Source organism: Streptomyces sp. WAC04114, from assembly GCF_019733245.1.
Taxonomy (GTDB): domain Bacteria; phylum Actinomycetota; class Actinomycetes; order Streptomycetales; family Streptomycetaceae; genus Streptomyces; species Streptomyces massasporeus_A.
The window spans coordinates 1-18,964 of record NZ_JAIGQA010000162.1; the positions used below are offsets into that span (position 1 = coordinate 1).

Genomic DNA, 18,964 nt, shown 5'->3' on the forward strand with positions numbered 1-18,964 from the left:
CTCCCGAAGGCTGCGCGTCCCACGCGGGCTGCTCCGGGGTGCTCCACTGCTCGGACTGGGCCTGCCACGTCTGACCCTGCGCGGGCGGGGCCTGCTGCGCGTCGGGGCCCCACGGCTGGCCCCAGGTCTGGCCCTCCGCGGGGGCCGCGGCCTGCGGCCCGGCCGTCGACGGCGGGGCGGGCCGGCGGCCGGGGGCGTCGGCGGGTCCGCCCGTCGTGCCCGGCAGCAGGGGTTCGCCACCGTCGGAGGGCAGCACGATGCCTTCGCGCGCGGGGCGCGCCGAGGGCTCCTCGCCCTGTCCACTCTGCGTCACCGGGACTCCTACTAATGGGGGACCTTGTGAATCGTCGGGTCACGCTACCGGGTCCCCAGAGCCCCGTGCCACGCAGCACAGGGCACGACCTCATGCCCTGTGAGCGCGGTAACACCACCGGCTCACGGCGCGCTGCTCATGTCACCTCCTGCGCGCCGAGCCGCCGTTTCCCGCACGTTCACGCATCCGCAGACCTCGTGTTCACGCCGCCGCCTGCAGGTCGAGCCGCGCGCCGAACTCCCTTACCACCGCCTCGTCCCGGTACGGCTCCAGCCGCTGCTGGAAGTCCTCCAGGTACTCGGCGCCCCGATTGGAGCGCAGCCCCTCCAGCAGTTCCACGGCCTTCATGCCTGTGGCGCACGCCTCTTCGATCTCGCGCTGCTGCACCTGCGCCGCGGCCAAGAGCACATATCCGATGGCCCGGCGGCGCGCCCGCGTCTCGGGGTGCCCGGCCAGCGACTCCTGCGCGCACCGGGCCGCCGCCTCGGCCTGCCCGAGATCCCGGTGGCAGTGCGCCAACTCGTCGGCCAGATACGCCTCGTCGAAGTGCGCGATCCACACCGGGTCGTCCCCGGCGGCCGGGTCGGCCGCCTCCAGGGCGCTCACCGCGCGCCCCGCCGAGGACTGGGCGGCGCGCACGTCGCCCATGAGGGCGTGCCCGCGCGCCTCCGCCGCCAGGAACATCGACTCCGCCCGCGGCGACACGCGCCCCCGCGCCCCCTCCTGCGCCGCCCGCGCCAACTGCGCGATCTCCCGCGGGTTTCCGAGCTGCGCGGCGAGATGGCTCATGGAAGCGGCGAGGACGTACCCGCCGTAGCCGCGGTCCCCGGCGGCCTGCGCCAGGCGCAGCGCCTGGATGTAGTAGCGCTGGGCCAGGCCGGGTTGGCCCGTGTCGACGGCCATGTACCCGGCGAGCTCGGTCAGCCGGGCCACCGCGGCGAACAGGTCCCGCCCGACCGCCTCCCGGTAGGACCCCGCCAGCAGCCCCGAGACCACGCTGTTGAGGTAGTGCACGACGACCGGCCGCACATGCCCGCTGCCGTACTGGTGGTCGAGGTCCACCAGCGCCTGCGTCATGGCCTGGACCGCCTGTACGTCGGACTGCCCCACCCGCGGCCCCGCCGAGCGCGACACCTGCGCGTCGGGCGAGGAGATCAGCCAGTCGCGGCTGGGCTCGACCAGCGCGGACGCGGCGACGGAGGAGCCGGACAGGAAGTCCCGCCGCCCCACGTCGCTGCGCCACAGCTCGCAGACCTGCTCGATGGCCCCCAGTACCGTCGGCGAGAACTGCAGGCCCACGCCCGAGGCGAGGTTCTTGCCGTTGGCCATGCCGATCTCGTCGATCGTGACCGTACGGCCGAGTTTGCGGCCCAGGGCCTCGGCGATGATCGCCGGGGCCCGGCCCCGTGGCTGCTGTCCGCGCAGCCACCGCGCCACCGACGTCTTGTCGTAGCGCAGGTCGAGGCCGTGCTCGGCACCGCACATGTTGACCCGGCGGGCCAGGCCGGCGTTGGAGCATCCGGCTTCCTGGATGAGCGCCTGGAGCCGTTCGTTCGGCTGCCGGGCGACGAGCGGCCTTGCGGCCATGGCGTACCCCCTGAGGCTGCGGTGCCTGCCCACGCACCGAGTTGACGTGTCTTCCGCGGCCGAGCCCCTCACGTCCCGGCGAAGAGATCCGGCCGTGAAGATCAATGCCCCGCCCACCAGGTGAAAATGCGAGGCATGTGAGGAATGCCGGGGTAACGGCTGTTGCCGGCCCCACTCGTGGCTACCCAGCTCCGGCCACGGTTCCTCCTGCGCGCCCCCGCACATGCACCCATGCGCCCCGGGAACAGGGGCGATGCTCTCCCCCGCGCACGCGGGCGGGCGTAACCCCTGGTGACGACCAGAGTTGTGTTCATCGTGGAAGAGACGATCGCCGGCACCGAAGCCGCTCAGATCCCGAAGCAGCGCGGGGAATCGCTGCTGGAGACCGCTGTTCGCTACGCCGAGGAACGCCACTGGGACGTGTTCCCCGGCACCTGGCTGGAAGCCGTCGACGGGAATCAGCGCTGCTCCTGCGGTGACACGGCGTGTCCGGCGCCGGGGTCGCACCCGGCGCGTCCGGACTGGGCGACGCAGGCGACGGGCAGTGCGACGGTCGCGCGGCGCATGTGGCAGAAGCAGCCGACCGCGTCGATCCTGCTGCCGACGGGGCGGACGTTCGACGCGATCTCCGTGCCGGAGACGGCGGGGTTCCTGGCGCTGGCGCGGATGGAGCGGATGGAGCTGACGCTCGGGCCGGTGACGCTCACCCCGGATCGGCGGATGGAGTTCTTCGTACTGCCGGGGGCCGGGGTCAAGGTGCCCGACCTGGTGCGGAAGCTGGGGTGGTCGGTGTCGTCGCTGGATCTGACGGTGCTGGGTGAGGGGGCGTACGTGGCTGCGCCGCCTACGCGGTTCGGGTCCCGTGGGGCTGTGCAGTGGGCCTGCCGGCCTACGCCTGCCAATCGGTGGCTGCCGGATGCGGAGGAGTTGATCTCGCCGTTGGCCTATGCGTGCGGCAGGGATCGGTGAGCGCCTGATCGTCTGCGTGGTTGCCCTTTCGTGGCGGGTGCGGGTCGCCTGTGGTTGTTCGCGCAGTTCCCCGCGCCCCTGAGCGCGATCCCCCGCCGTAGGGTGCACGGTGACGGAGGGAGGCGCGATGGGATCCAGCGCTGTACGGGTGGAAGGGCTCTGGAAGCGGTTCGGGCAGCAGGTCGCCGTTGCCGGGGTCGATCTCGAGTTGCCCGCGGGCAAGTTCATCGGGCTCGTCGGGCCGAACGGGGCCGGGAAGACCACCACCTTGTCCATGGTGACCGGGCTGCTCCGGCCCGACCACGGGACCGTCGAGGTGGTCGGGCACGACGTGTGGCGGGACCCCGTCGAGGTGAAGGCCCGGATCGGGGTGCTGCCGGAGGGGCTGCGGCTGTTCGAGCGGCTGTCGGGGCGGGAACTCCTGGCGTACACGGGACGGTTGCGCGGGCTGCCCGGTGCCGAGGTCGACAAGCGGGCCACGCAGCTCCTCGACGTCCTCGACCTGGCCGGCGCCCAGCACAAGCTGGTCGTCGACTACTCGACCGGCATGCGCAAGAAGATCGGACTTGCCGCCGCTCTCCTCCACAACCCCGAAGTGCTGTTCCTGGACGAGCCGTTCGAGGGCGTCGACCCCGTCTCCGCGCAGACCATCCGAGGCGTCCTGGAGCGGTACACGGCCTCGGGCGCCACGGTCGTGTTCTCTTCCCACGTCATGGAGCTCGTCGAGTCGCTGTGCGACTGGGTCGCCGTGATGGCCGCCGGGCGGATCCGCGCCACCGGCACGCTCGCCGAGGTGCGCGGGGACGCGCCGTCGCTGCAGCGGGCGTTCCTCGAACTCGTCGGCGCGCAGAGCCGGGACGCCGGGTCCGACCTGGACTGGCTGGGCGGCGGGGCGCGGTGAGCGCCCCCGCGATCACCCCGGTCTTCGTACGGCTGAAGCTGTCGCTGCTGCGCAACGGGCTGCGGCAGTCCGGCGGGCGGAAGGCCGCCTACATCACCTCGGCCGTCTTCGCCTTGCTGTTCGCAGCGCTCCAGCTGATCGGCCTGATCGCGCTGCGCGGGCACGCGCACGCCGAGTCGGTGGTCGTCCTCGCCGTGGCGGTACTGGGGCTCGGGTGGGCGGTGATGCCGCTGTTCTTCCCCAGCGGTGACGAGACCCTCGACCCGACCCGGCTGGTGATGCTGCCGCTGCGGCCCCGGCCGCTGGTGCGGGCTCTGCTCACGGCCTCGCTGGTGGGCATCGGGCCGTTGTTCACGCTGTGCCTGCTGGTCGGGTCCGTGGTCGCGGTGGCGCGGGGCGGGGCGGCGTTCGCCGTCGCGGTCGTCGCCGTCGTCCTCGCGCTGCTGGTGTGCGTGGCCCTCGCGCGGGCCGTCGCCGCCGCCAACGTACGGCTGCTGACCAGCCGCAAGGGGCGGGACCTCGCGGTGCTCAGCGGGCTCGTCATCGCGATCGGGGCGCAGATCGTCAACTTCGGCGCGCAGCGGCTCGGGGCGTCCGGGCTGGGCGAGCTCGACCCGGCGGCCGAGGTGCTCCAGTGGGTGCCGCCCGCGTCGGCGATCGGGGCCGTGCACGCGGTGAGCGAGGGCTCCTACGGCCTGGCCGTCGCGCAACTGGCGTTGAGCGCGGGTGCGCTGGTGGCGTTGCTCGCGCTCTGGTCGCGGCATCTGACCCGGCTGATGACCTCGCCCGACGGCTCCACCCTGCCGAGCGCCGAGTCGGCCGCGAAGGAGCGCTCGTCGACCGGACTCGCGCGGCTGCTGCCCTCCGGCCGTACGGGCACGGTCATGGACCGTAGCCTGCGGTACATCTGGCGCGACCCGAAGACCAAGGCCGCCTGGGTGACGTCGCTGGCCATCGGGCTGATCGTGCCGGTGTTCAACGCCTGGCAGGGCACCGGGTCGGTGTACTTCGCGTGCTTCGCCGCCGGGATGCTCGGCATCCAGATGTACAACCAGTTCGGGCAGGACACGTCGGCGTTCTGGATGGTCGCGATGACCATCTCCTCGGCGCGTGACGCCTACGTCGAACTGCGCGCCCGGGCGTACGCCCTGCTGCTGATCACCCTGCCGTACGCCACGCTCGTGACGGTTCTGACGACGGCCATGCTGGGCGACTGGCAGCGGCTGCCCGAGGCGCTGGGGCTGTCCTTCGCGCTGCTGGGCGCGATGCTCGCGACCGGGGCGTGGACGTCCGCGCGCTTCCCCTACTCCATCCCGCAGGAGGGCTACAAGAACGTCGCCCCCGGGCAGACCGGGCTCGCCTGGATCTCCATCTTCGGCGGGATGATGGCGGCCGCCCTGCTCTGTGCGCCCGTCATCGCGCTCACGATCTGGCTGAACGTGAGCGCCGACGGCGACGACTGGACGTGGCTGCTGCTGCCGGCGGGCACGGCCTACGGGGCGCTGCTCGCTGCGGCGGGACTGAAACTGGCCGCTCCGCGGACGGCCCGGCGACTGCCGGAGATCCTGGCAGCGGTCAGCAAGGGGTGACACCGGCTTGCGGGGGCCGATCGGCGAGGGCCGGCACCGGCCCACGGAAACCGGTCGGCGAGGGCTGACACCGACCCACGGAAGCCAGACGGCGAAGACCCGCACCGACCCACGGAAGCCAGACGGCGACGAAGGCTGAGCCCGCCCCACCGAAGCTAGGTCGGCGAGGACCCGCACCGGCCCCGGGAGCCAGTCGGCGAAGACCCACACCGACCCACGGAAGCCAGACGGCGAAGACCGAAACCGACCCGCGAAGACCGGTCGGCGAGGACCCGCCCGGCCCCGGGAGCCGGTGTCAGCTGTCGCTCAGCGAGTCCAGGAACGGTTCGATGGCGGCGCGCCAGGCCTCCGGCTGGTCGTAGTGCACCAGGTGGCCGGCGTCGGCGACCTCCGCGTACTGGCCGCGGGGCAGGACCCGGACCATCTCCTGGGCCTCGGCGCGGCCCAGCTCGCCGTCCAGGCCGCGCAGGACCAGGGCGGGGCAGCGGACCTGGGTCAGCTCCTCCCAGTGCGCGTCGTAGACCCAGGTCTCGCGGGAGCGGAGCATCTGCTCCGGTTCGAAGACGGGGCGCCAGCCGTCCGGGGACTCGGCCATCACCTCGGCGTAGAACTCGCCACGGGCCGGATTGGGCCGCTCCACCCAGGGGTCGTCCTCGCCGAACCACTTGCGGACGTCGGCGAGGGTGGCGAAGGGCAGCGGCCAGGACTCGAACCACTGGCTCCACTCGCGCTGGGAGGCGGCGCCGAGGGCGGACGCCCGCATGTCGCAGATGATCAGCCCGCGCACCAGGTCGGGACGCCTGGCGGCGAGCTGCCAGGCGGTCAGCGCGCCCATGGCGTGGCCGATGAGGACGACCGGGGCGAGGCCCAGTTGCTCCAGGGCGGCCTCGGCGTCGTCGACGTAGGCCTCACGCGTGAAGGAGCCCTGCGGGGGTTTGTCGCTGCGGCCGTGGCCGCGCTGGTCGAGGGCGACCGCCCGGTAACGCCCGGAGAGCCAGCGGGCGGTGGACGCCCAGTGCGAGGCCCGGCCCATGAGACCGTGCAGTAACAGCACACCTGGAGAGCCCTCCGGTGCGGTGTGCCCGGCGTGCGCCCCCTGGCCGTCCTGCGCCGGATCGGTCTTGGGCGGGTCGCCGAACTCCCAGGCCGCCAGGCGTACGCCGCCCGTCCCGGTCACGTCGATGCGTCGCGCCATGTCTGGCACCCCCCAAGCTTCGCGCGGACCACGGCTCCCTCGAGCCGCCCGGTCCTGTGAACCGTGTTCTGCCTGCTGTGCCTTCTGCCGTGCTGGTTGCCGTATCCGTCGGTGCAAGTGTGCCGTGCGCCGCCCGCAGACTATCGAATGTGCTTTCGAGAATCGGGTTTCCGCGGGCAACACCCCTCGTTCGAGTGACCACTCCCGGGGATTGATCGCCGCTGCCGAGGGGAGATCTTCAGCGGGGGGCGGACCGCTCGGGGAAACCGGTCCGCGGGGAATGACCCTGAGAGCTCGGGGCTCCGGGTCAGCACAGGGGAGGACAGGCCCCGGCGCCACACGGCGCCGGGGCTCTCCACTTCTCCGCGGCACATCCTCCCGCCCCCTCCCCGGCCGGGCGACATCGCTGTCGAGCCACGGCCCAGAGCCCCTCAGGTCATATGCCTCACGCGACAGCGTCGCACGGGAAGCGTACGGGCGCTGCCATTCGGCGGACTGGAGGCCGGATTCGGTCCGGATCACGCCAAGAGACCGCCGACGCCACAACAACCGCACCCACAGCCGGAGTTGACGTAGACCCCGGCGTGACAGGCGGTCGGCTCAGGGCTTGGCGACGAACACGTGGGAGGCGACGTCCGACTCCAGCTCGGCCGCCTCGCCGCCGCTGCCCACCAGCACCCCGCCCGCCGACTCGGTCACGCTCACCACCGAGCCGGGCTGCACGCCCGCCCGCCGCAGCGTGTACATCAGCTGCGCGTCCGTCTGGATCGGTTCGCCGATCCGGCGCACCACGACCGTCTTGCCCTCGGCGCCCGGGTCGAGCGTGGCCAGCGACACCATGCCCTCGTCCAGGAACGGGTCGGCGCCGTCCTTCTCGCCGAGCTCCTCGAGACCCGGGATCGGGTTGCCGTACGGCGACTCCGTCGGGTGCCGCAGCAGCTCCAGGACGCGGCGCTCCACGGCCTCGCTCATCACGTGCTCCCAGCGGCACGCCTCCGCGTGGACCTGCTCCCACTCCAGACCGATCACGTCGACGAGCAGACACTCGGCGAGGCGGTGCTTGCGCATCACGCGCGTGGCCAGCCGGCGGCCCTCGTCGGTGAGCTCCAGGTGCCGGTCGCTGGCGACGGACACCAGACCGTCCCGCTCCATCCGCGCCACGGTCTGGCTGACGGTCGGCCCGCTCTGGTCCAGCCGCTCGGCGATACGGGCGCGCATGGGGACCACACCCTCTTCCTCCAGCTCGAGGATGGTGCGGAGATACATCTCCGTGGTGTCGATCAGTCCGGACATACGTGCCCCTCGAATGAGATCTGCCGGAGGCTGGACGGCTCACCGGCGTGTGCGCTGGCCCTGCACCCAATTCTGCCGGATACCACCGACAACCGGGCCTCGGGAGGGAAAGCCGGGGATTACCCTGCCGGGCGCAAGGGTACGGACTTCCCTTTCGGCGACGTCCCCGGGCCCGGCTTCGGCGACTTCCCCGGGCCCGGCGCGTGGCACCCGACGGCCGTATTGACACCGCACTGGTCCAGACCGCACCGTGATGCGCGACACAAGCCGCCCAGGCCAGCCCGAAGGGACCCCGTATGAGCGACCGCGCGCCGGCCGGCCAGTTCCTCGACGCCGCGATCGGGCTGCTGGAGCGGCTCCGCGACGAGGAGGCCGACAGCATCGCCGCGGCCGGGACGCTGCTGGCCGACACCGTCGCGGACGGCGGCCGGCTCTTCGCCTTCGGCGCCGGGCACTCCTCCCTCGCCGCGCAGGACCTCGTCTACCGCGCCGGCGGTCTCGCGCTGATGAACCTCCTCGTGGTGCCCGGTGTCGTCGGCGTCGACGTCATGCCCGCGCCGCTCGGCTCCGCCCTGGAGCGCGTCGACGGCCTCGCGAGCGCCGTCCTCGACAGCTCCCCGCTCCGCGAGGGCGACGCCCTGCTGATCATCTCGCTGTCGGGGCGCAACGCCCTGCCCGTGGAGATGGCCATGAACGCCCGCGCCCTGGGCGTGAAAGTCATCGGCGTGACCTCGGTGGCCTACGCCTCGCAGACGAAGTCCCGGCACGCCTCCGGCACGTATCTGAAGGACCACTGCGACCTCGTCCTCGACTCGAAGATCGCGGTCGGTGACGCGGAGCTCACCCACGACGACATCCCGGCCCCGTTCGCCCCCGCCTCCACGGTCGTCACCTCGGCCGTCCTCCAGGCCGTCATGGCGACGACGGCCACCACCCTCGCCGACCGCGGCATCGAACCGCCCCTGCTGCGCTCCGGGAACGTCGACGGCGGCCACGACTGGAACACCCGGGTGATGGAGCAGTACCGCGACCGGATCTTCTACCGGCACTGAGCGGCCCGGGGCGGGTGCCGCGACGGCCCGGGCTCCCACAAGCTCGGCGGGGCGGGCCCGGCCCCTCACGCCTCGCCCGACAGCCCCGCGAGATCCAGGGATGCCGCGATGCGTACCGCCACGTCCTCCGCGTACATCGCGTCGGACCGCTCGAAGGCGCTGCGGCCCGCGCCCCGCAGGAACGTCACGACCCCCAGGGTCCGGCCCCGGCTGCGCAGCACCGCGCACAGGGCGTGCACCGCGTCCGGGGGCCACTGGCGGGCCAGGGCCCACTCGCGGGCCGCCTCGGGAGGGGCTCCGCCCGCGCTCGCGCGCAGGGCTCCCAGGCGCTCCACGCACTGCAGGGCCGGGTGCCCCTCGGCGTAGCGGACGGGCAGGCCCGCCAGGTCGGCCAGCTTGCTCGGGCCCGGTGCGCCGGACGGCGTGGCGGCCACCCGGACCAGCCGGACGGGCCCCTCGGCCTGTGTGTCGGTGAGCGCGCCGCCGGCGACCCGGTCGATCACCGCGTGGTCGGCGAAACCGGCCAGGGCGAAGTCCAGGTGGACCGTGGCCGCCTCCGCCGGGTCCTCGCACTCGGCCGCGGCCCGCGACGCACGGTGCAGCTGCTGCATTCGGAACCGCAGCAGGGACGCCTCCTGCTCGGCCTGCTTGACCTCCGTCACGTCCTGGAACAGCCAGCCCACACCCAGCGGAACCGGTTCTTCCGCGAGCGGTGAGGCCAGCCGCAGGAAGCCGCTGCGCCAGCACCGCCGCTTCTCGCCCTCCGTCGCCCGCACGGTCACCCACACCTCGGCGGGCGCGGGCGGCGCACCCTCCGCCAGCACATGCGCCAGCGCGCTCTCCAGCTCCTCCACGCCCTGCGACAGGAGCTCGCCGAGGGGCCGCCCCAGCACCGACGTACGGCCGGTGCCCAGCGCCCGGGCCGCGTGCGCGTTCACCACGGCCGGCCGCAGATCCACGTCGACCAGCACGACACCCCAGCTGGCGTCCTCGAACAGCGCCTCGCTCAGCGCGATCGAACGCTCCAGGTCGATCTGCGCGTGCACCTCGCTGAACGCGCAGTACACCCCCGCCGGCTTTCCGTCGGGCCCGCGCACCGCGGCCGACTGCGTGCGGACGAGCACCCGCCCGCCGTCCTTGGTCAGCAGGGCGAACTCGTGCACCTGCCGCCCGGGCGCGTGCATGACGGACAGCAGCCGTCCCTCGACCTCCTCGGCGTCGGCGGTGCGCACGGCCCACCCGGCCAGACCGCGGCGCCCCACGGCCTCGTCCGCGCTCCATCCGAGGATCCGCTCGGCCTCGCGGTTCCAGTGCGTCACGACCCCGTCGGCGTCGAACGCGCACAGTGCCGCGTCCATCCCGTCCAGCAAAGCGGCAAGCAGATCCGAACCATCCGAGTTCTCCCGCTCGGGCTCGTCCGGCCCCAGCTCGTCGGTGGTCCCACTACGCCGGGAAGCACTCACCTGGACCCCCTGCAGGCTGCGTCCGCACGTCCGGCACGTCGGTTCGCTCCTTGCCATCATTCAACTGGAACGTGACCCAGCGCACACCGAGTTCCCACAACATTGAGGAATCGTTGTACGGCGGCAATCCCCACGTCAACGCCACGGAGGCCGCCCGGCCGGACAGATCGTCGGCCGATCGTCGACGTCAGTCGATCAACGGCGGGGCCCCGGCGCCGCTCCCCCGCCGCGCGTACACCTCGATCTCGATCTTCATACGGGGGTCCGCGAGCCCGCACACCATCATCGTCGCGGCCGGCCGCACCTCGCCGAAGCATGCGCGCAGCACCGGCCAGCACGGCTCGAAGTCCTCCCGCTCCGGCAGCAGGTACCGCACCCGCACGACGTCCGCGAACGAACACCCGGCGTCCTTCAGCGCGGCCTCGATGTTCCGCAGACACTGCTCGGCCTGCTCCACCACGTCGTCGGAGATCGTCATGTCCGCGTAATCGAACCCGGTCGTCCCCGAGACATGCACCCAGTCTCCGTCCACGACGGCCCGGGCGTACCCGATCCGCTCCTCGAACACCGAACCGCTGAGAATCGCCTGCCGCTGCGTCATGGAGCCAAGGTCTCAAAAAAACGGTTGATCCGAGGCCGAACGGTTTCTAGGGTTGCAAGCACTTCAGAAGGGAGGTGGTTCGGCAGATGTATGGATACCGGACGGAAGAGGTGGCTGCGGGCTAGCGGCCCGTCACCACACTCAGTGCGGTGCCGAGCCAGCGCGTGAGCGTACGCGCAGCCGGCCCAATCTCAGGCAGTCACCCGACCCGCGAGTCGCCGGTACGTCCGGCCGGCTCCTCCTCAGGAGGACCCAGACTCGCGGGTCGTCTGCGTTTTCTGCGGCTTCGTTTTCTGCGGCTTCCCGGGGGGCGATGACGGTGGGTGCGTGGCGTGACGACCGGATCGGGAGCGCCCTGCGGGGTGAGAACCCGACCGTGATGCGACGGCTGCGGTCGGGCTTCGCGGCGATCGGGGACGTGCAGTTCCTGCCCGGCTACTCGGTGCTGCTGACCGATGATCCCGCGGTGCGGCGGCTGTCCGAGCTACCGCGGAGCGGGCGGCTGGCGTTCCTGGCCGACATGGACCGGCTGGGAGAAGCCGTCGAGCGGGCCTGCGGGCGGATGGATCCGGGATTCCGGAGGGTCAACCTGGAGATCCTCGGGAACGCCGACGGGTTCCTGCACGCCCATGTGTGGCCGCGCTACGACTGGGAGCCCGAGGAGCGCGCGCGGCTGCCCGTGTGGCTCTATCCGCGACGGCGGTGGAACGAGGAGCGGTACGCGCTCGGGCCCCGGCACGACCGGCTGCGGCAGGCCATCGGCGAGGAGCTGGACCGGCTCGTGGGGTGAGCATGCGAACGGCCCCACCCCGAGTCGGGTGAGGCCGTGGGGTGGGTCGGTCAGTGGGCGATGTCCTCGTAGCCCTCGATCTCCCGGGGGTTGCGGGTGCCCGGGCCGATGTAGCGGGCCGAGGGACGGACCAGGCGGCCCGTGCGCTTCTGCTCCAGGATGTGGGCGGACCAGCCGGCCGTGCGGGCGCAGGTGAACATGGACGTGAACATGTGGGCCGGGACCTCGGCGAAGTCCAGGACGATGGCCGCCCAGAACTCGACGTTCGTGGCGAGGACGCGGTCGGGCCGGCGGGCGTGGAGCTCCGCGAGGGCGGCCTTCTCCAGGGCCTCGGCGACCTCGAAGCGGGGGGCGCCCAGCTCGCGGGCCGTGCGGCGCAGGACCCTCGCCCTCGGGTCCTCGGCGCGGTAGACGCGGTGCCCGAAGCCCATCAGGCGCTCGCCCTTGTCGAGCGCGTTCTTGACGTAGGCCTCCGCGTCGCCCGTGCGCTCGATCTCCTCGATCATGCCGAGGACCCGCGAGGGGGCGCCGCCGTGCAGCGGGCCCGACATCGCGCCGACCGCGCCGGAGAGCGCCGCCGCCACGTCCGCGCCGGTCGAGGCGATGACCCGCGCCGTGAACGTGGACGCGTTCATGCCGTGCTCGGCGGCGCTCGTCCAGTACGCGTCCACCGCCGCCACGTGCTTGGGGTCCGGCTCGCCGCGCCAGCGGATCATGAAGCGCTCGACGACGGACTGCGCCTTGTCGATCTCCCGCTGCGGAACCATGGGCAGGCCCTGGCCGCGGGCGGACTGGGCCACGTAGGAGAGTGCCATGACGGCCGCCCGGGCCAGGTCCGCGCGGGCCTGCTCCGCGTCAATGTCGAGGAGGGGTTTGAGGCCCCAGACCGGCGCGAGCATGGCCAGGGCGGACTGGACGTCCACACGGATGTCGCCGGAGTGCACGGGGATGGGGAACGGCTCGGCGGGCGGCAGACCGGGGTTGAACGCGCCGTCGACGAGCAGGCCCCAGACGTTGCCGAACGAGACGTGGCCGACCAGGTCCTCGATGTCGACGCCCCGGTACCGGAGTGCGCCGCCCTCCTTGTCCGGTTCGGCGATCTCCGTCTCGAACGCGACGACTCCCTCGAGCCCGGGTACGAAGTCGGACATCAGGCGGCTCCTCGTGATGTAAGTGACAGATGGTGTTGATGTGGGGTGGGGCGAACGAACCATGTGTCAGTCAGCGTGCGAAGCGGGCGGCCGTCCGGAGGATCCACGGTCGTCTGCGCGACTCGCGGTCCTGGCCGGTCTCCCCCTGTGATGCCCCGAACGGCCGGCGGTCACCCAACCGATACCGCACCGAAACGATATCCCCGAGTGCCATATTTGGGGAGGGTTCACGGCACTCAGTGCCACGCAGTGACGAAGGACACCGTCCGTACGGCAAGATGACCGGGTGACCGACCGCGACGACGTCCCCATCGATCTGGCCTCGATGCGCAAGCAGTACCGGGTCGAGGGGCTCTCCGAGACCGAGCTGGCCGCCTCGCCCGTCGAGCAGTTCGCGCGCTGGTTCAAACAGGCCGCGACGGACGGCGGGCTGTTCGAACCGAACGCCATGATCGTCTCGACGGCCGACGCCGAGGGACGGACGAGCGCCCGCACGGTGCTGCTGAAGCACTTCGACGAGCAGGGCTTCGTCTTCTACACGAACTACGACTCCCGCAAGGCCCGTGACCTGGCGGAGAACCCATACGTCTCGCTGCTGTTCCCCTGGCACCCGATGGCCCGGCAGGTAATCGTGTCGGGCGTTGCCCGGCGCACGGGCCGGGACGAGACGGCCGCGTACTTCCGCACCCGGCCGCACGGCTCACAGCTGGGGGCGTGGGCCAGCGCCCAGTCCTCGGTGATCTCCACCCGCGCCGACATCGACGCCGCGTACGCCGAGCTGGCGGCCCGCTACCCGGAGGGCGAGCAGGTGCCGGTGCCGCCGCACTGGGGCGGGTTCCGGGTGGCCCCGCAGACGGTGGAGTTCTGGCAGGGCCGCGAGAACCGGCTGCACGACCGGTTGCGGTACGTGGAGCGGCCGGACGGCAGCTGGCGGGTGGAGCGGCTCAGTCCGTGAGGCTCACATGCCGATGAGCCGGACGCGGTCGCCGCACAGCCGCGCCATGCCGTCGACATCGGACGTCAGCACGGCCACCGGGCCCGGCTGCCGCAGTGCCACCTCGGCGACGGTCGCGTCGATCGCGTACTTGTGGCCGTGCAGCCCGGCGGCCTTCAGCAGTTCCGCGGATGCTTTCGCGGCGGCCTCGGTCACCGGCTCGACCTTGACCCGCGAGAGCGCCCACTGCAGTCGAGGCATGTTCACCCGCGCATGGCTGACTTCCACGATGGTGTTGGCGCCGATGACGAAATCGGCGCCCATGGCGTGCAGCACCTGGAACACGGCCAGGGTCTTGCGGTCCTGGGCGATCCAGGCGGAGAGCCCCTGAGAATCCAGGACGACCGTCTCGACGTGCTCCATCAAGCAGCACTCGCCGATCCGCCGGCATCCGTCGTGCCGAAGATCCTGGAGCGGGCCTCGGCCAGTTCCTCCTCGGTGAAGGCCCCGTACTCCTCCTGGTGACGCATCAGGTCGGCGCCGAGCAGCTGATGCCGCAGCTGGCGTGCCACCGCCTCGGCGACATAGCCGGAGACGTTGTCGGTGAGCTTCCTGAGTTCGGCGACCTGGTCGGTCGGCAGTGTCACCGTGATGCGTGTCGTGTCCGCCATGCTCCGAGCATACTGCGGTATGCGCATCCCGCGTCCGCGCTGACACCTGCTTCCTCAGCCCAGCGACTCCTCCAGCAGCCCCGCCCACTGCGCGACCACCCGTTCCCGGCGGGCCGCGTCGTCCGTGAGGAGGTTGGCCAGGCCCAGGCCGCGGGCCATGTCGAGGAGGCCCTGGACGGTTTCGCGGACGCCGGGGACGGATTCGTCGGCGGAGAGGAGGTCGACGGCTATGCGGTGGGTCTCGCGGCCGACGCGGGATTCGAGTTCGGTGACGCGGGGCCGGAGCTGCTCCTCGTTGGAGGCGGCGACCCAGAGGTGGAGGGCGGCGCGGAACAGCGGCCCGGTATAGAGGTCGACCAGGGCGGCGACGACGGCGTGGCGGTCTCCGGCCGCGCCGTCGGGAAACAGGTCGCGCAGGGCCGTGGAGCGCTCCTCGGCGACGTACTCGACAGCCGCCGTGAAGAGGTCCTCGCGAGTCGGGAAGTGGTGCTGGGCGGCGCCGCGGGAGACGCCGGCGCGTTCGGCGACCACCGAGACGGTGGACCCCGCCCAGCCGTGTTCGGCGAGGCAGGACACGGCCGCTTCGAGGAGCCGCTGCCGGGTGGCCCGGCTGCGGTCCTGCTTGGGGACTCTCTCCGCACGGTCGACCGTGCTCACACCACCCATGCCGGATCCCGTCGTTCGAGGAAGGCCGTCATCCCCTCGCGGGCCTGCGGGGAGGAGAACAGCCGGGCCGAGAGCGCGGTCAGGTCGGCGGCGTCCCGGTCGAAGGCTTCCAGCACCCTAGCCGTGAGCAGCCGTTTCGTCTCGGCCAGGGCCTCGGGGGCGGATCTGCGCAGGCCGTCCAGGATGGGCTCCAGAGCCGTGTCGACGTCGTCGGCATGGGTGGTGAGCAGGCCTGTCGCCTGCGCCTCCGCCGCGTCGAAGCGCTCGCCGGTGAGGTAGTGGCGGGCCAGGGCGCGCGGGTTCGTGCGGGGCAGGAGCGGGAGGGAGATGACCGCGGGGGCGACCCCGATGCGGACCTCGGTGAAGGCGAAGGTGGCGTCCGTGGCGGCGGCCGCGATGTCGCAGGCGGCCAGGAGGCCGAGGCCACCCGCGCGGACGTGACCGGTGACCCGGGCGACGACCGGCTTGGGCAGCTCGACGATCTGCCGCAGCAGGGCGACCAGCGCCTCGGGCGGAGGCGGGTCCTTGAGGTCGGCACCGGCGCTGAACGTGTTGCCGGTGTGGGTCAGGACGACCGCGCGGACGCCGGTGTCCTTGCCGGCGTCGGTGAGCGCGCCGGCCAGTTCGCCGACGAGGGCCGCCGACAGGGCGTTGCGGTTGTGCGGTGAGTCGAGGGACAGGGTCTGAACGGCACGCGTGCGGGTACGGGCGATCAGCGTCATGCGCTCTCCCTGAGCTGTCGGCGGAGGATCTTGCCGGAGGCCGCGCGGGGGACGCCGACGATGAAGGTGACGCGGCGGATCCGCTTGTAGGGGGCCACGCGCTCGGCGACGTACATCATGATCTCCGCCTCGGTGAGGTCCGCGGCGGACGGCTGGCGGACGACGTAGGCGTGCGGGATCTCGTTGCCGTCGTCGTCGTACCGGCCGATGACGGCGGCGTCGGCGATGCCCGGGTGGGTGAGGAGCAGGGCCTCCAGTTCGGCGGGGGCCACCTGGAAGCCCTTGTACTTGATGAGTTCCTTGACGCGGTCGACGACGAACAGCCAGCCTCCCCCACTCTCGGCTTCGCTCGAGCGGGAGGTGCCCCCATCGTCCACGTAGCCCACGTCGCCGGTGTGCAGCCAGCCGTCGGCGTCGATCATCGCGGTGGTGGCGTCGGGGCGGCCGAGGTAGCCCTTCATGATCTGGGGGCCGCGGATGAGGATCTCGCCGGATGCGCCGGCCGGGAGGTCCTTGCCGGGATCGTCGAGGGAGACGATGCGCATCTCGGTGCCCGCGATGAGCTTGCCGACGGTGCCGGGCGGGGCGTCGTTCATGGCGTCCAGGGGGACGACGTGCGTGCCGGGCGAGAGCTCGGTCATGCCGTAGGCCTGGCCGACGGGCGGCAGGCCCAGGCGCCGGGAGCAGGCGGCGGCGAGGCGGGCGTCCAGGGGTGCGGCGGCGCTGATGATGTACCGCAGGGACGACAGGTCGTACTGGGCGACGGCCGGGTGCTTGGCGAGGGCCAGCACGATCGGCGGGGCCACGTACAGGGCCGTGATGCGGTGGTTCTGGATGGCCGCGAGGAACTGCTCCAGGTCGAAGCGGGGCAGGACGACGACGGTGGCGCCCTGCCGCAGGGGCGCGTTCATCAGGGCGGTGAGGCCGTAGATGTGGAAGAAGGGCAGAACCGCCAGGACGCGCTCTCCCGGGCCGGCCGGGACCGCCGGCTGGAGCTGGGCGAGGTTGGTGGCGATCTGCCGGTGCGTGAGCATCACGCCCTTGGGGATGCCGGTGGTCCCGGAGGAGTACGGCAGCACCGCGACGTCCTCGGCGGGGTCGATGGCGATCCGCGGCTCGGGGGCGGCGGAGGCGAGCATGTCGATCAGGGAGCGGTGGCCGCTCGCGCTGTCGCACACGAATATCTCGCGTATGCCGCCCGCGAGTTCGGCGGCCCGGCGCGCGACGTCCAGCAGCGGTGACACGGTGACGATCCAGCGGGCTCCCGAGTCCCGCAGTTGCTTGGCGAACTCGTCGGCGGTGGCGAGCGGGTGCACGGTGGTGACGGTGGCACCCGCCCGCGTGGCCGCGTAGAAGGCGGTCGGGAAGGCGATGGTGTTGGGGCTGTGCAGGGCGAGGACGTCGCCCTTGCGGACACCGGCCTCGGCGAGGGCGGCGGCGACGCGCCGGTGGAACCGGTCCACCTGCTCGTACGAGAGGGTGGTGCCGTCGGTGCCGTCGATCAGGGCGGGTGTGTCGCCGAACTCGGCGGCCCGGGCCAGGACCGCGTCGTGGATGGGCAGGTCGACGGGCGGGACGTCTGCGTACTCGCTGCGGAACATGGCTGGTTCCTCCTCGCGGCGCGGGCCGTCTCAGTACGACTTGGGCAGGCCCAGGGTCTGGTGGGAGACGTAGTTGAGAATCATCTCCCGGCTCACCGGGGCAATACGAGCCACGCGCGCGGCCGTTATCAGCCGGGCCAGGCCGTACTCGCGGGTGAGGCCGTTGCCGCCGAGGGTGTGCACGGCCTGGTCGACCGCCTTCACACAGGCCTCCCCGGCCGCGTACTTCGCCATGTTGGCGGCCTCTCCGGCGCCCATGTCGTCGCCCGCGTCGTAGAGGGCGGCGGCCTTCTGCATCATCAGGCGGGCGAGTTCGAGGTCGATGTGCGCCTGCGCCAGGGGGTGGGCGATGGCCTGGTGGGCGCCGATGGGGGTGTTCCAGACGGTGCGGTCGCGGGCGTACTCGACGGCCTTGGCCAGCGCGTGGCGGCCCATGCCGATCGCGAAGGCGGCGGTCATGATGCGTTCGGGGTTGAGGCCGGCGAAGAGCTGGAGGAGCCCCGCGTCCTCGTCGCCGACCAGTGCGTCGGCGGGCAGCCGTACGTCGTCCAGGACGAGTTCGAACTGCTTCTCCGCGGCGTTCAGTTCCATGTCGATGGGGCGGCGGGTGAAGCCGGGGGTGTCGCGCGGGACGATGAACAGGCAGGGCTTGAGGCGGCCGGTGCGGGCGTCCTCGGTGCGGCCGACGATGAGGGTCGCGTCGGCGATGTCCACGCCGGAGACGAAGACCTTGCGGCCGGTGAGGAGCCAGTCGCCGCTGTCCTGGTCGCGGCGGGCCGTGGTGGTGATGCGGTGGCTGTTGGAGCCGGCGTCGGGTTCGGTGATGCCGAAGGCCATGAGGCGGGTGCCGTCGGCAAGGGCGGGGAGCCACTGTCGCTTCTGGGCGTCCGTGCCGAAGCGGGCGATCACGGTGCCGCAGATGGCCGGGGAGACGATCATCATCAGCAGGGGGCTGCCCGCGGCGCCGAGTTCTTCGAGGACGAGGGAGAGTTCGGTGATGCCGCCGCCTCCACCGCCGTATGCCTCCGGCAGGTTGACGCCGATGTAGCCGAGCTTGGCGGCTTCCTGCCAGATGGAGCGGTTGTCGGTGGGAGTGGGGTGGTTCTTCGCGAACGCGGTGACCGCTTCACGGAGGGCCTTGTGCTCTTCGGATTCGATGAGGATGGTCATGTGGCTCCTTCGGGTGCGGGTTCGTCGTGGCTTGTCGCGCAGTTCCCCGCGCCCCTAAGGGGTCTCTTTCACCACCGCCAGGAGCGCGCCCGGGTCTACCTGTTGGCCGGGTACGGCGTGCAGCTCGCTCAGCGTTCCCGTCACCGGGGCGGTGATCTTGTGCTGCATCTTCATCGCCTCCAGCCAGAGGAGGGGCTCGCCCGCCTTGACCGGTGTTCCCGCCGTGAGGCCGTCGGCGACGCGGACGACGGTGCCCGGCATGGGAGCCAGGAGGGAGCCGGGGGCGTGCTGGGCGG

General features: G+C 72.2%; 19 protein-coding genes and 1 pseudogene. 6 read left to right on the top strand and 14 right to left on the bottom strand.

Features of this window, described 5'->3' with window-relative positions; translation table 11 throughout:
- A pseudogene (locus tag K4G64_RS30770) lies at window positions 1-313 on the bottom strand (hypothetical protein); the annotation flags it as partial.
- A 201-nt stretch (window positions 314-514) separates the two neighbouring features.
- Window positions 515-1,900, bottom strand: coding sequence for a transcriptional regulator (locus tag K4G64_RS30775; protein ID WP_221759216.1), 1,386 nt, complete (start codon window positions 1,898-1,900; stop codon window positions 515-517).
- 306 nt (window positions 1,901-2,206) lie between these two features.
- Here K4G64_RS30775 and K4G64_RS30780 point away from each other — a divergent pair, with 306 nt between their 5' ends.
- The 3 genes from K4G64_RS30780 (at window position 2,207) to K4G64_RS30790 (ending at window position 5,359) form a co-directional block, all read left to right on the top strand.
- Window positions 2,207-2,869, top strand: a complete 663-nt coding sequence (locus K4G64_RS30780; protein ID WP_221759231.1) for a bifunctional DNA primase/polymerase — start codon at window positions 2,207-2,209, stop codon at window positions 2,867-2,869.
- Window positions 2,870-2,996: 127 nt separating this feature from the next.
- Window positions 2,997-3,770, top strand: a complete 774-nt coding sequence (locus K4G64_RS30785) for an ABC transporter ATP-binding protein (RefSeq protein ID WP_221759217.1) — start codon at window positions 2,997-2,999, stop codon at window positions 3,768-3,770.
- Window positions 3,767-5,359 (top strand): transporter, encoded by a 1,593-nt coding sequence (locus tag K4G64_RS30790; RefSeq protein WP_221759218.1) that lies wholly within the window; start codon window positions 3,767-3,769, stop codon window positions 5,357-5,359. Before K4G64_RS30785 ends, K4G64_RS30790 begins: the two co-directional genes overlap by 4 nt.
- Before the next feature lie 295 nt (window positions 5,360-5,654).
- Here K4G64_RS30790 and K4G64_RS30795 read toward each other — a convergent pair whose 3' ends face one another.
- Both K4G64_RS30795 and K4G64_RS30800 read right to left on the bottom strand, forming a co-directional pair.
- Window positions 5,655-6,554, bottom strand: a complete 900-nt coding sequence (locus K4G64_RS30795) for an alpha/beta fold hydrolase (protein ID WP_221759219.1) — start codon at window positions 6,552-6,554, stop codon at window positions 5,655-5,657.
- A gap of 600 nt (window positions 6,555-7,154) precedes the next feature.
- Window positions 7,155-7,847 carry a metal-dependent transcriptional regulator gene (locus K4G64_RS30800; RefSeq protein ID WP_221759220.1) on the bottom strand — a complete coding sequence of 231 codons (693 nt, stop codon included), beginning with the start codon at window positions 7,845-7,847 and terminating at the stop codon, window positions 7,155-7,157.
- A gap of 296 nt (window positions 7,848-8,143) precedes the next feature.
- On the opposite strand from K4G64_RS30800, the gene K4G64_RS30805 reads away from it, so the two are divergent.
- Window positions 8,144-8,899, top strand: coding sequence for an SIS domain-containing protein (locus K4G64_RS30805; RefSeq protein WP_221759221.1), 756 nt, complete (start codon window positions 8,144-8,146; stop codon window positions 8,897-8,899).
- Window positions 8,900-8,964: 65 nt separating this feature from the next.
- Here K4G64_RS30805 and K4G64_RS30810 read toward each other — a convergent pair whose 3' ends face one another.
- Window positions 8,965-10,362, bottom strand: coding sequence for a PAS domain-containing protein (locus K4G64_RS30810; RefSeq protein WP_374206461.1), 1,398 nt, complete (start codon window positions 10,360-10,362; stop codon window positions 8,965-8,967).
- A 187-nt stretch (window positions 10,363-10,549) separates the two neighbouring features.
- Entirely contained in the window at window positions 10,550-10,963 is a 414-nt protein-coding gene (locus K4G64_RS30815) for a RidA family protein (RefSeq protein ID WP_221759222.1), read from the bottom strand.
- Between the two features lie 313 nt (window positions 10,964-11,276).
- Here K4G64_RS30815 and K4G64_RS30820 point away from each other — a divergent pair, with 313 nt between their 5' ends.
- Window positions 11,277-11,753: a diadenosine tetraphosphate hydrolase gene (locus K4G64_RS30820; protein WP_221759223.1), complete on the top strand. Its 477-nt coding sequence runs from the start codon at window positions 11,277-11,279 to the stop codon at window positions 11,751-11,753.
- A 50-nt stretch (window positions 11,754-11,803) separates the two neighbouring features.
- Here K4G64_RS30820 and K4G64_RS30825 read toward each other — a convergent pair whose 3' ends face one another.
- Window positions 11,804-12,904: a citrate synthase 2 gene (locus tag K4G64_RS30825; protein ID WP_221759224.1), complete on the bottom strand. Its 1,101-nt coding sequence runs from the start codon at window positions 12,902-12,904 to the stop codon at window positions 11,804-11,806.
- 286 nt (window positions 12,905-13,190) lie between these two features.
- Between K4G64_RS30825 and pdxH the strand changes: the two genes are divergently transcribed.
- Complete coding sequence (gene pdxH, locus K4G64_RS30830) at window positions 13,191-13,859, top strand: pyridoxamine 5'-phosphate oxidase (protein WP_221759225.1); 669 nt, start codon at window positions 13,191-13,193, stop codon at window positions 13,857-13,859.
- 3 nt (window positions 13,860-13,862) lie between these two features.
- Here the strand turns inward: pdxH and K4G64_RS30835 are convergent, their stop codons facing one another.
- The 7 genes from K4G64_RS30835 to K4G64_RS30865 all read right to left on the bottom strand — a co-directional run.
- Window positions 13,863-14,264 carry a DNA-binding protein gene (locus K4G64_RS30835; RefSeq protein WP_221759226.1) on the bottom strand — a complete coding sequence of 134 codons (402 nt, stop codon included), beginning with the start codon at window positions 14,262-14,264 and terminating at the stop codon, window positions 13,863-13,865.
- Window positions 14,261-14,509 (bottom strand): type II toxin-antitoxin system CcdA family antitoxin, encoded by a 249-nt coding sequence (locus K4G64_RS30840; RefSeq protein ID WP_030849479.1) that lies wholly within the window; start codon window positions 14,507-14,509, stop codon window positions 14,261-14,263. Before K4G64_RS30840 ends, K4G64_RS30835 begins: the two co-directional genes overlap by 4 nt.
- Window positions 14,510-14,563: 54 nt before the next feature.
- Window positions 14,564-15,175 (bottom strand): TetR/AcrR family transcriptional regulator, encoded by a 612-nt coding sequence (locus K4G64_RS30845; protein WP_185007342.1) that lies wholly within the window; start codon window positions 15,173-15,175, stop codon window positions 14,564-14,566.
- Window positions 15,163-15,897: an enoyl-CoA hydratase family protein gene (locus tag K4G64_RS30850; protein WP_221759227.1), complete on the bottom strand. Its 735-nt coding sequence runs from the start codon at window positions 15,895-15,897 to the stop codon at window positions 15,163-15,165. Before K4G64_RS30850 ends, K4G64_RS30845 begins: the two co-directional genes overlap by 13 nt.
- On the bottom strand, window positions 15,894-17,498 hold the full coding sequence (locus tag K4G64_RS30855; protein WP_221759228.1) for a 4-coumarate--CoA ligase family protein: 1,605 nt from the start codon (window positions 17,496-17,498) through the stop codon (window positions 15,894-15,896). Before K4G64_RS30855 ends, K4G64_RS30850 begins: the two co-directional genes overlap by 4 nt.
- A 30-nt stretch (window positions 17,499-17,528) precedes the next feature.
- Window positions 17,529-18,668 carry an acyl-CoA dehydrogenase family protein gene (locus K4G64_RS30860; RefSeq protein WP_221759229.1) on the bottom strand — a complete coding sequence of 380 codons (1,140 nt, stop codon included), beginning with the start codon at window positions 18,666-18,668 and terminating at the stop codon, window positions 17,529-17,531.
- Window positions 18,669-18,722: 54 nt separating this feature from the next.
- The coding region (locus tag K4G64_RS30865; RefSeq protein ID WP_221759230.1) for an acetyl-CoA carboxylase biotin carboxyl carrier protein subunit at window positions 18,723-18,964 on the bottom strand (242 nt) is incomplete at its 5' end.

Excerpts from the sequence above, each read along its gene's own strand:
- K4G64_RS30775 (WP_221759216.1), bottom strand. The coding sequence starts at position 1,900 with ATGGCCGCAAGGCCGCTCGTCGCCCGGCAGCCGAACGAACGGCTCCAG.
- K4G64_RS30785 (WP_221759217.1), top strand. The coding sequence starts at position 2,997 with ATGGGATCCAGCGCTGTACGGGTGGAAGGGCTCTGGAAGCGGTTCGGG.
- K4G64_RS30795 (WP_221759219.1), bottom strand. The coding sequence starts at position 6,554 with ATGGCGCGACGCATCGACGTGACCGGGACGGGCGGCGTACGCCTGGCG.
- K4G64_RS30800 (WP_221759220.1), bottom strand. The coding sequence starts at position 7,847 with ATGTCCGGACTGATCGACACCACGGAGATGTATCTCCGCACCATCCTC.
- K4G64_RS30805 (WP_221759221.1), top strand. The coding sequence starts at position 8,144 with ATGAGCGACCGCGCGCCGGCCGGCCAGTTCCTCGACGCCGCGATCGGG.
- K4G64_RS30815 (WP_221759222.1), bottom strand. The coding sequence starts at position 10,963 with ATGACGCAGCGGCAGGCGATTCTCAGCGGTTCGGTGTTCGAGGAGCGG.
- K4G64_RS30820 (WP_221759223.1), top strand. The coding sequence starts at position 11,277 with ATGACGGTGGGTGCGTGGCGTGACGACCGGATCGGGAGCGCCCTGCGG.
- K4G64_RS30825 (WP_221759224.1), bottom strand. The coding sequence starts at position 12,904 with ATGTCCGACTTCGTACCCGGGCTCGAGGGAGTCGTCGCGTTCGAGACG.
- K4G64_RS30840 (WP_030849479.1), bottom strand. The coding sequence starts at position 14,509 with ATGGCGGACACGACACGCATCACGGTGACACTGCCGACCGACCAGGTC.
- K4G64_RS30845 (WP_185007342.1), bottom strand. The coding sequence starts at position 15,175 with ATGGGTGGTGTGAGCACGGTCGACCGTGCGGAGAGAGTCCCCAAGCAG.
- K4G64_RS30850 (WP_221759227.1), bottom strand. The coding sequence starts at position 15,897 with ATGACGCTGATCGCCCGTACCCGCACGCGTGCCGTTCAGACCCTGTCC.
- K4G64_RS30855 (WP_221759228.1), bottom strand. The coding sequence starts at position 17,498 with ATGTTCCGCAGCGAGTACGCAGACGTCCCGCCCGTCGACCTGCCCATC.
- K4G64_RS30860 (WP_221759229.1), bottom strand. The coding sequence starts at position 18,668 with ATGACCATCCTCATCGAATCCGAAGAGCACAAGGCCCTCCGTGAAGCG.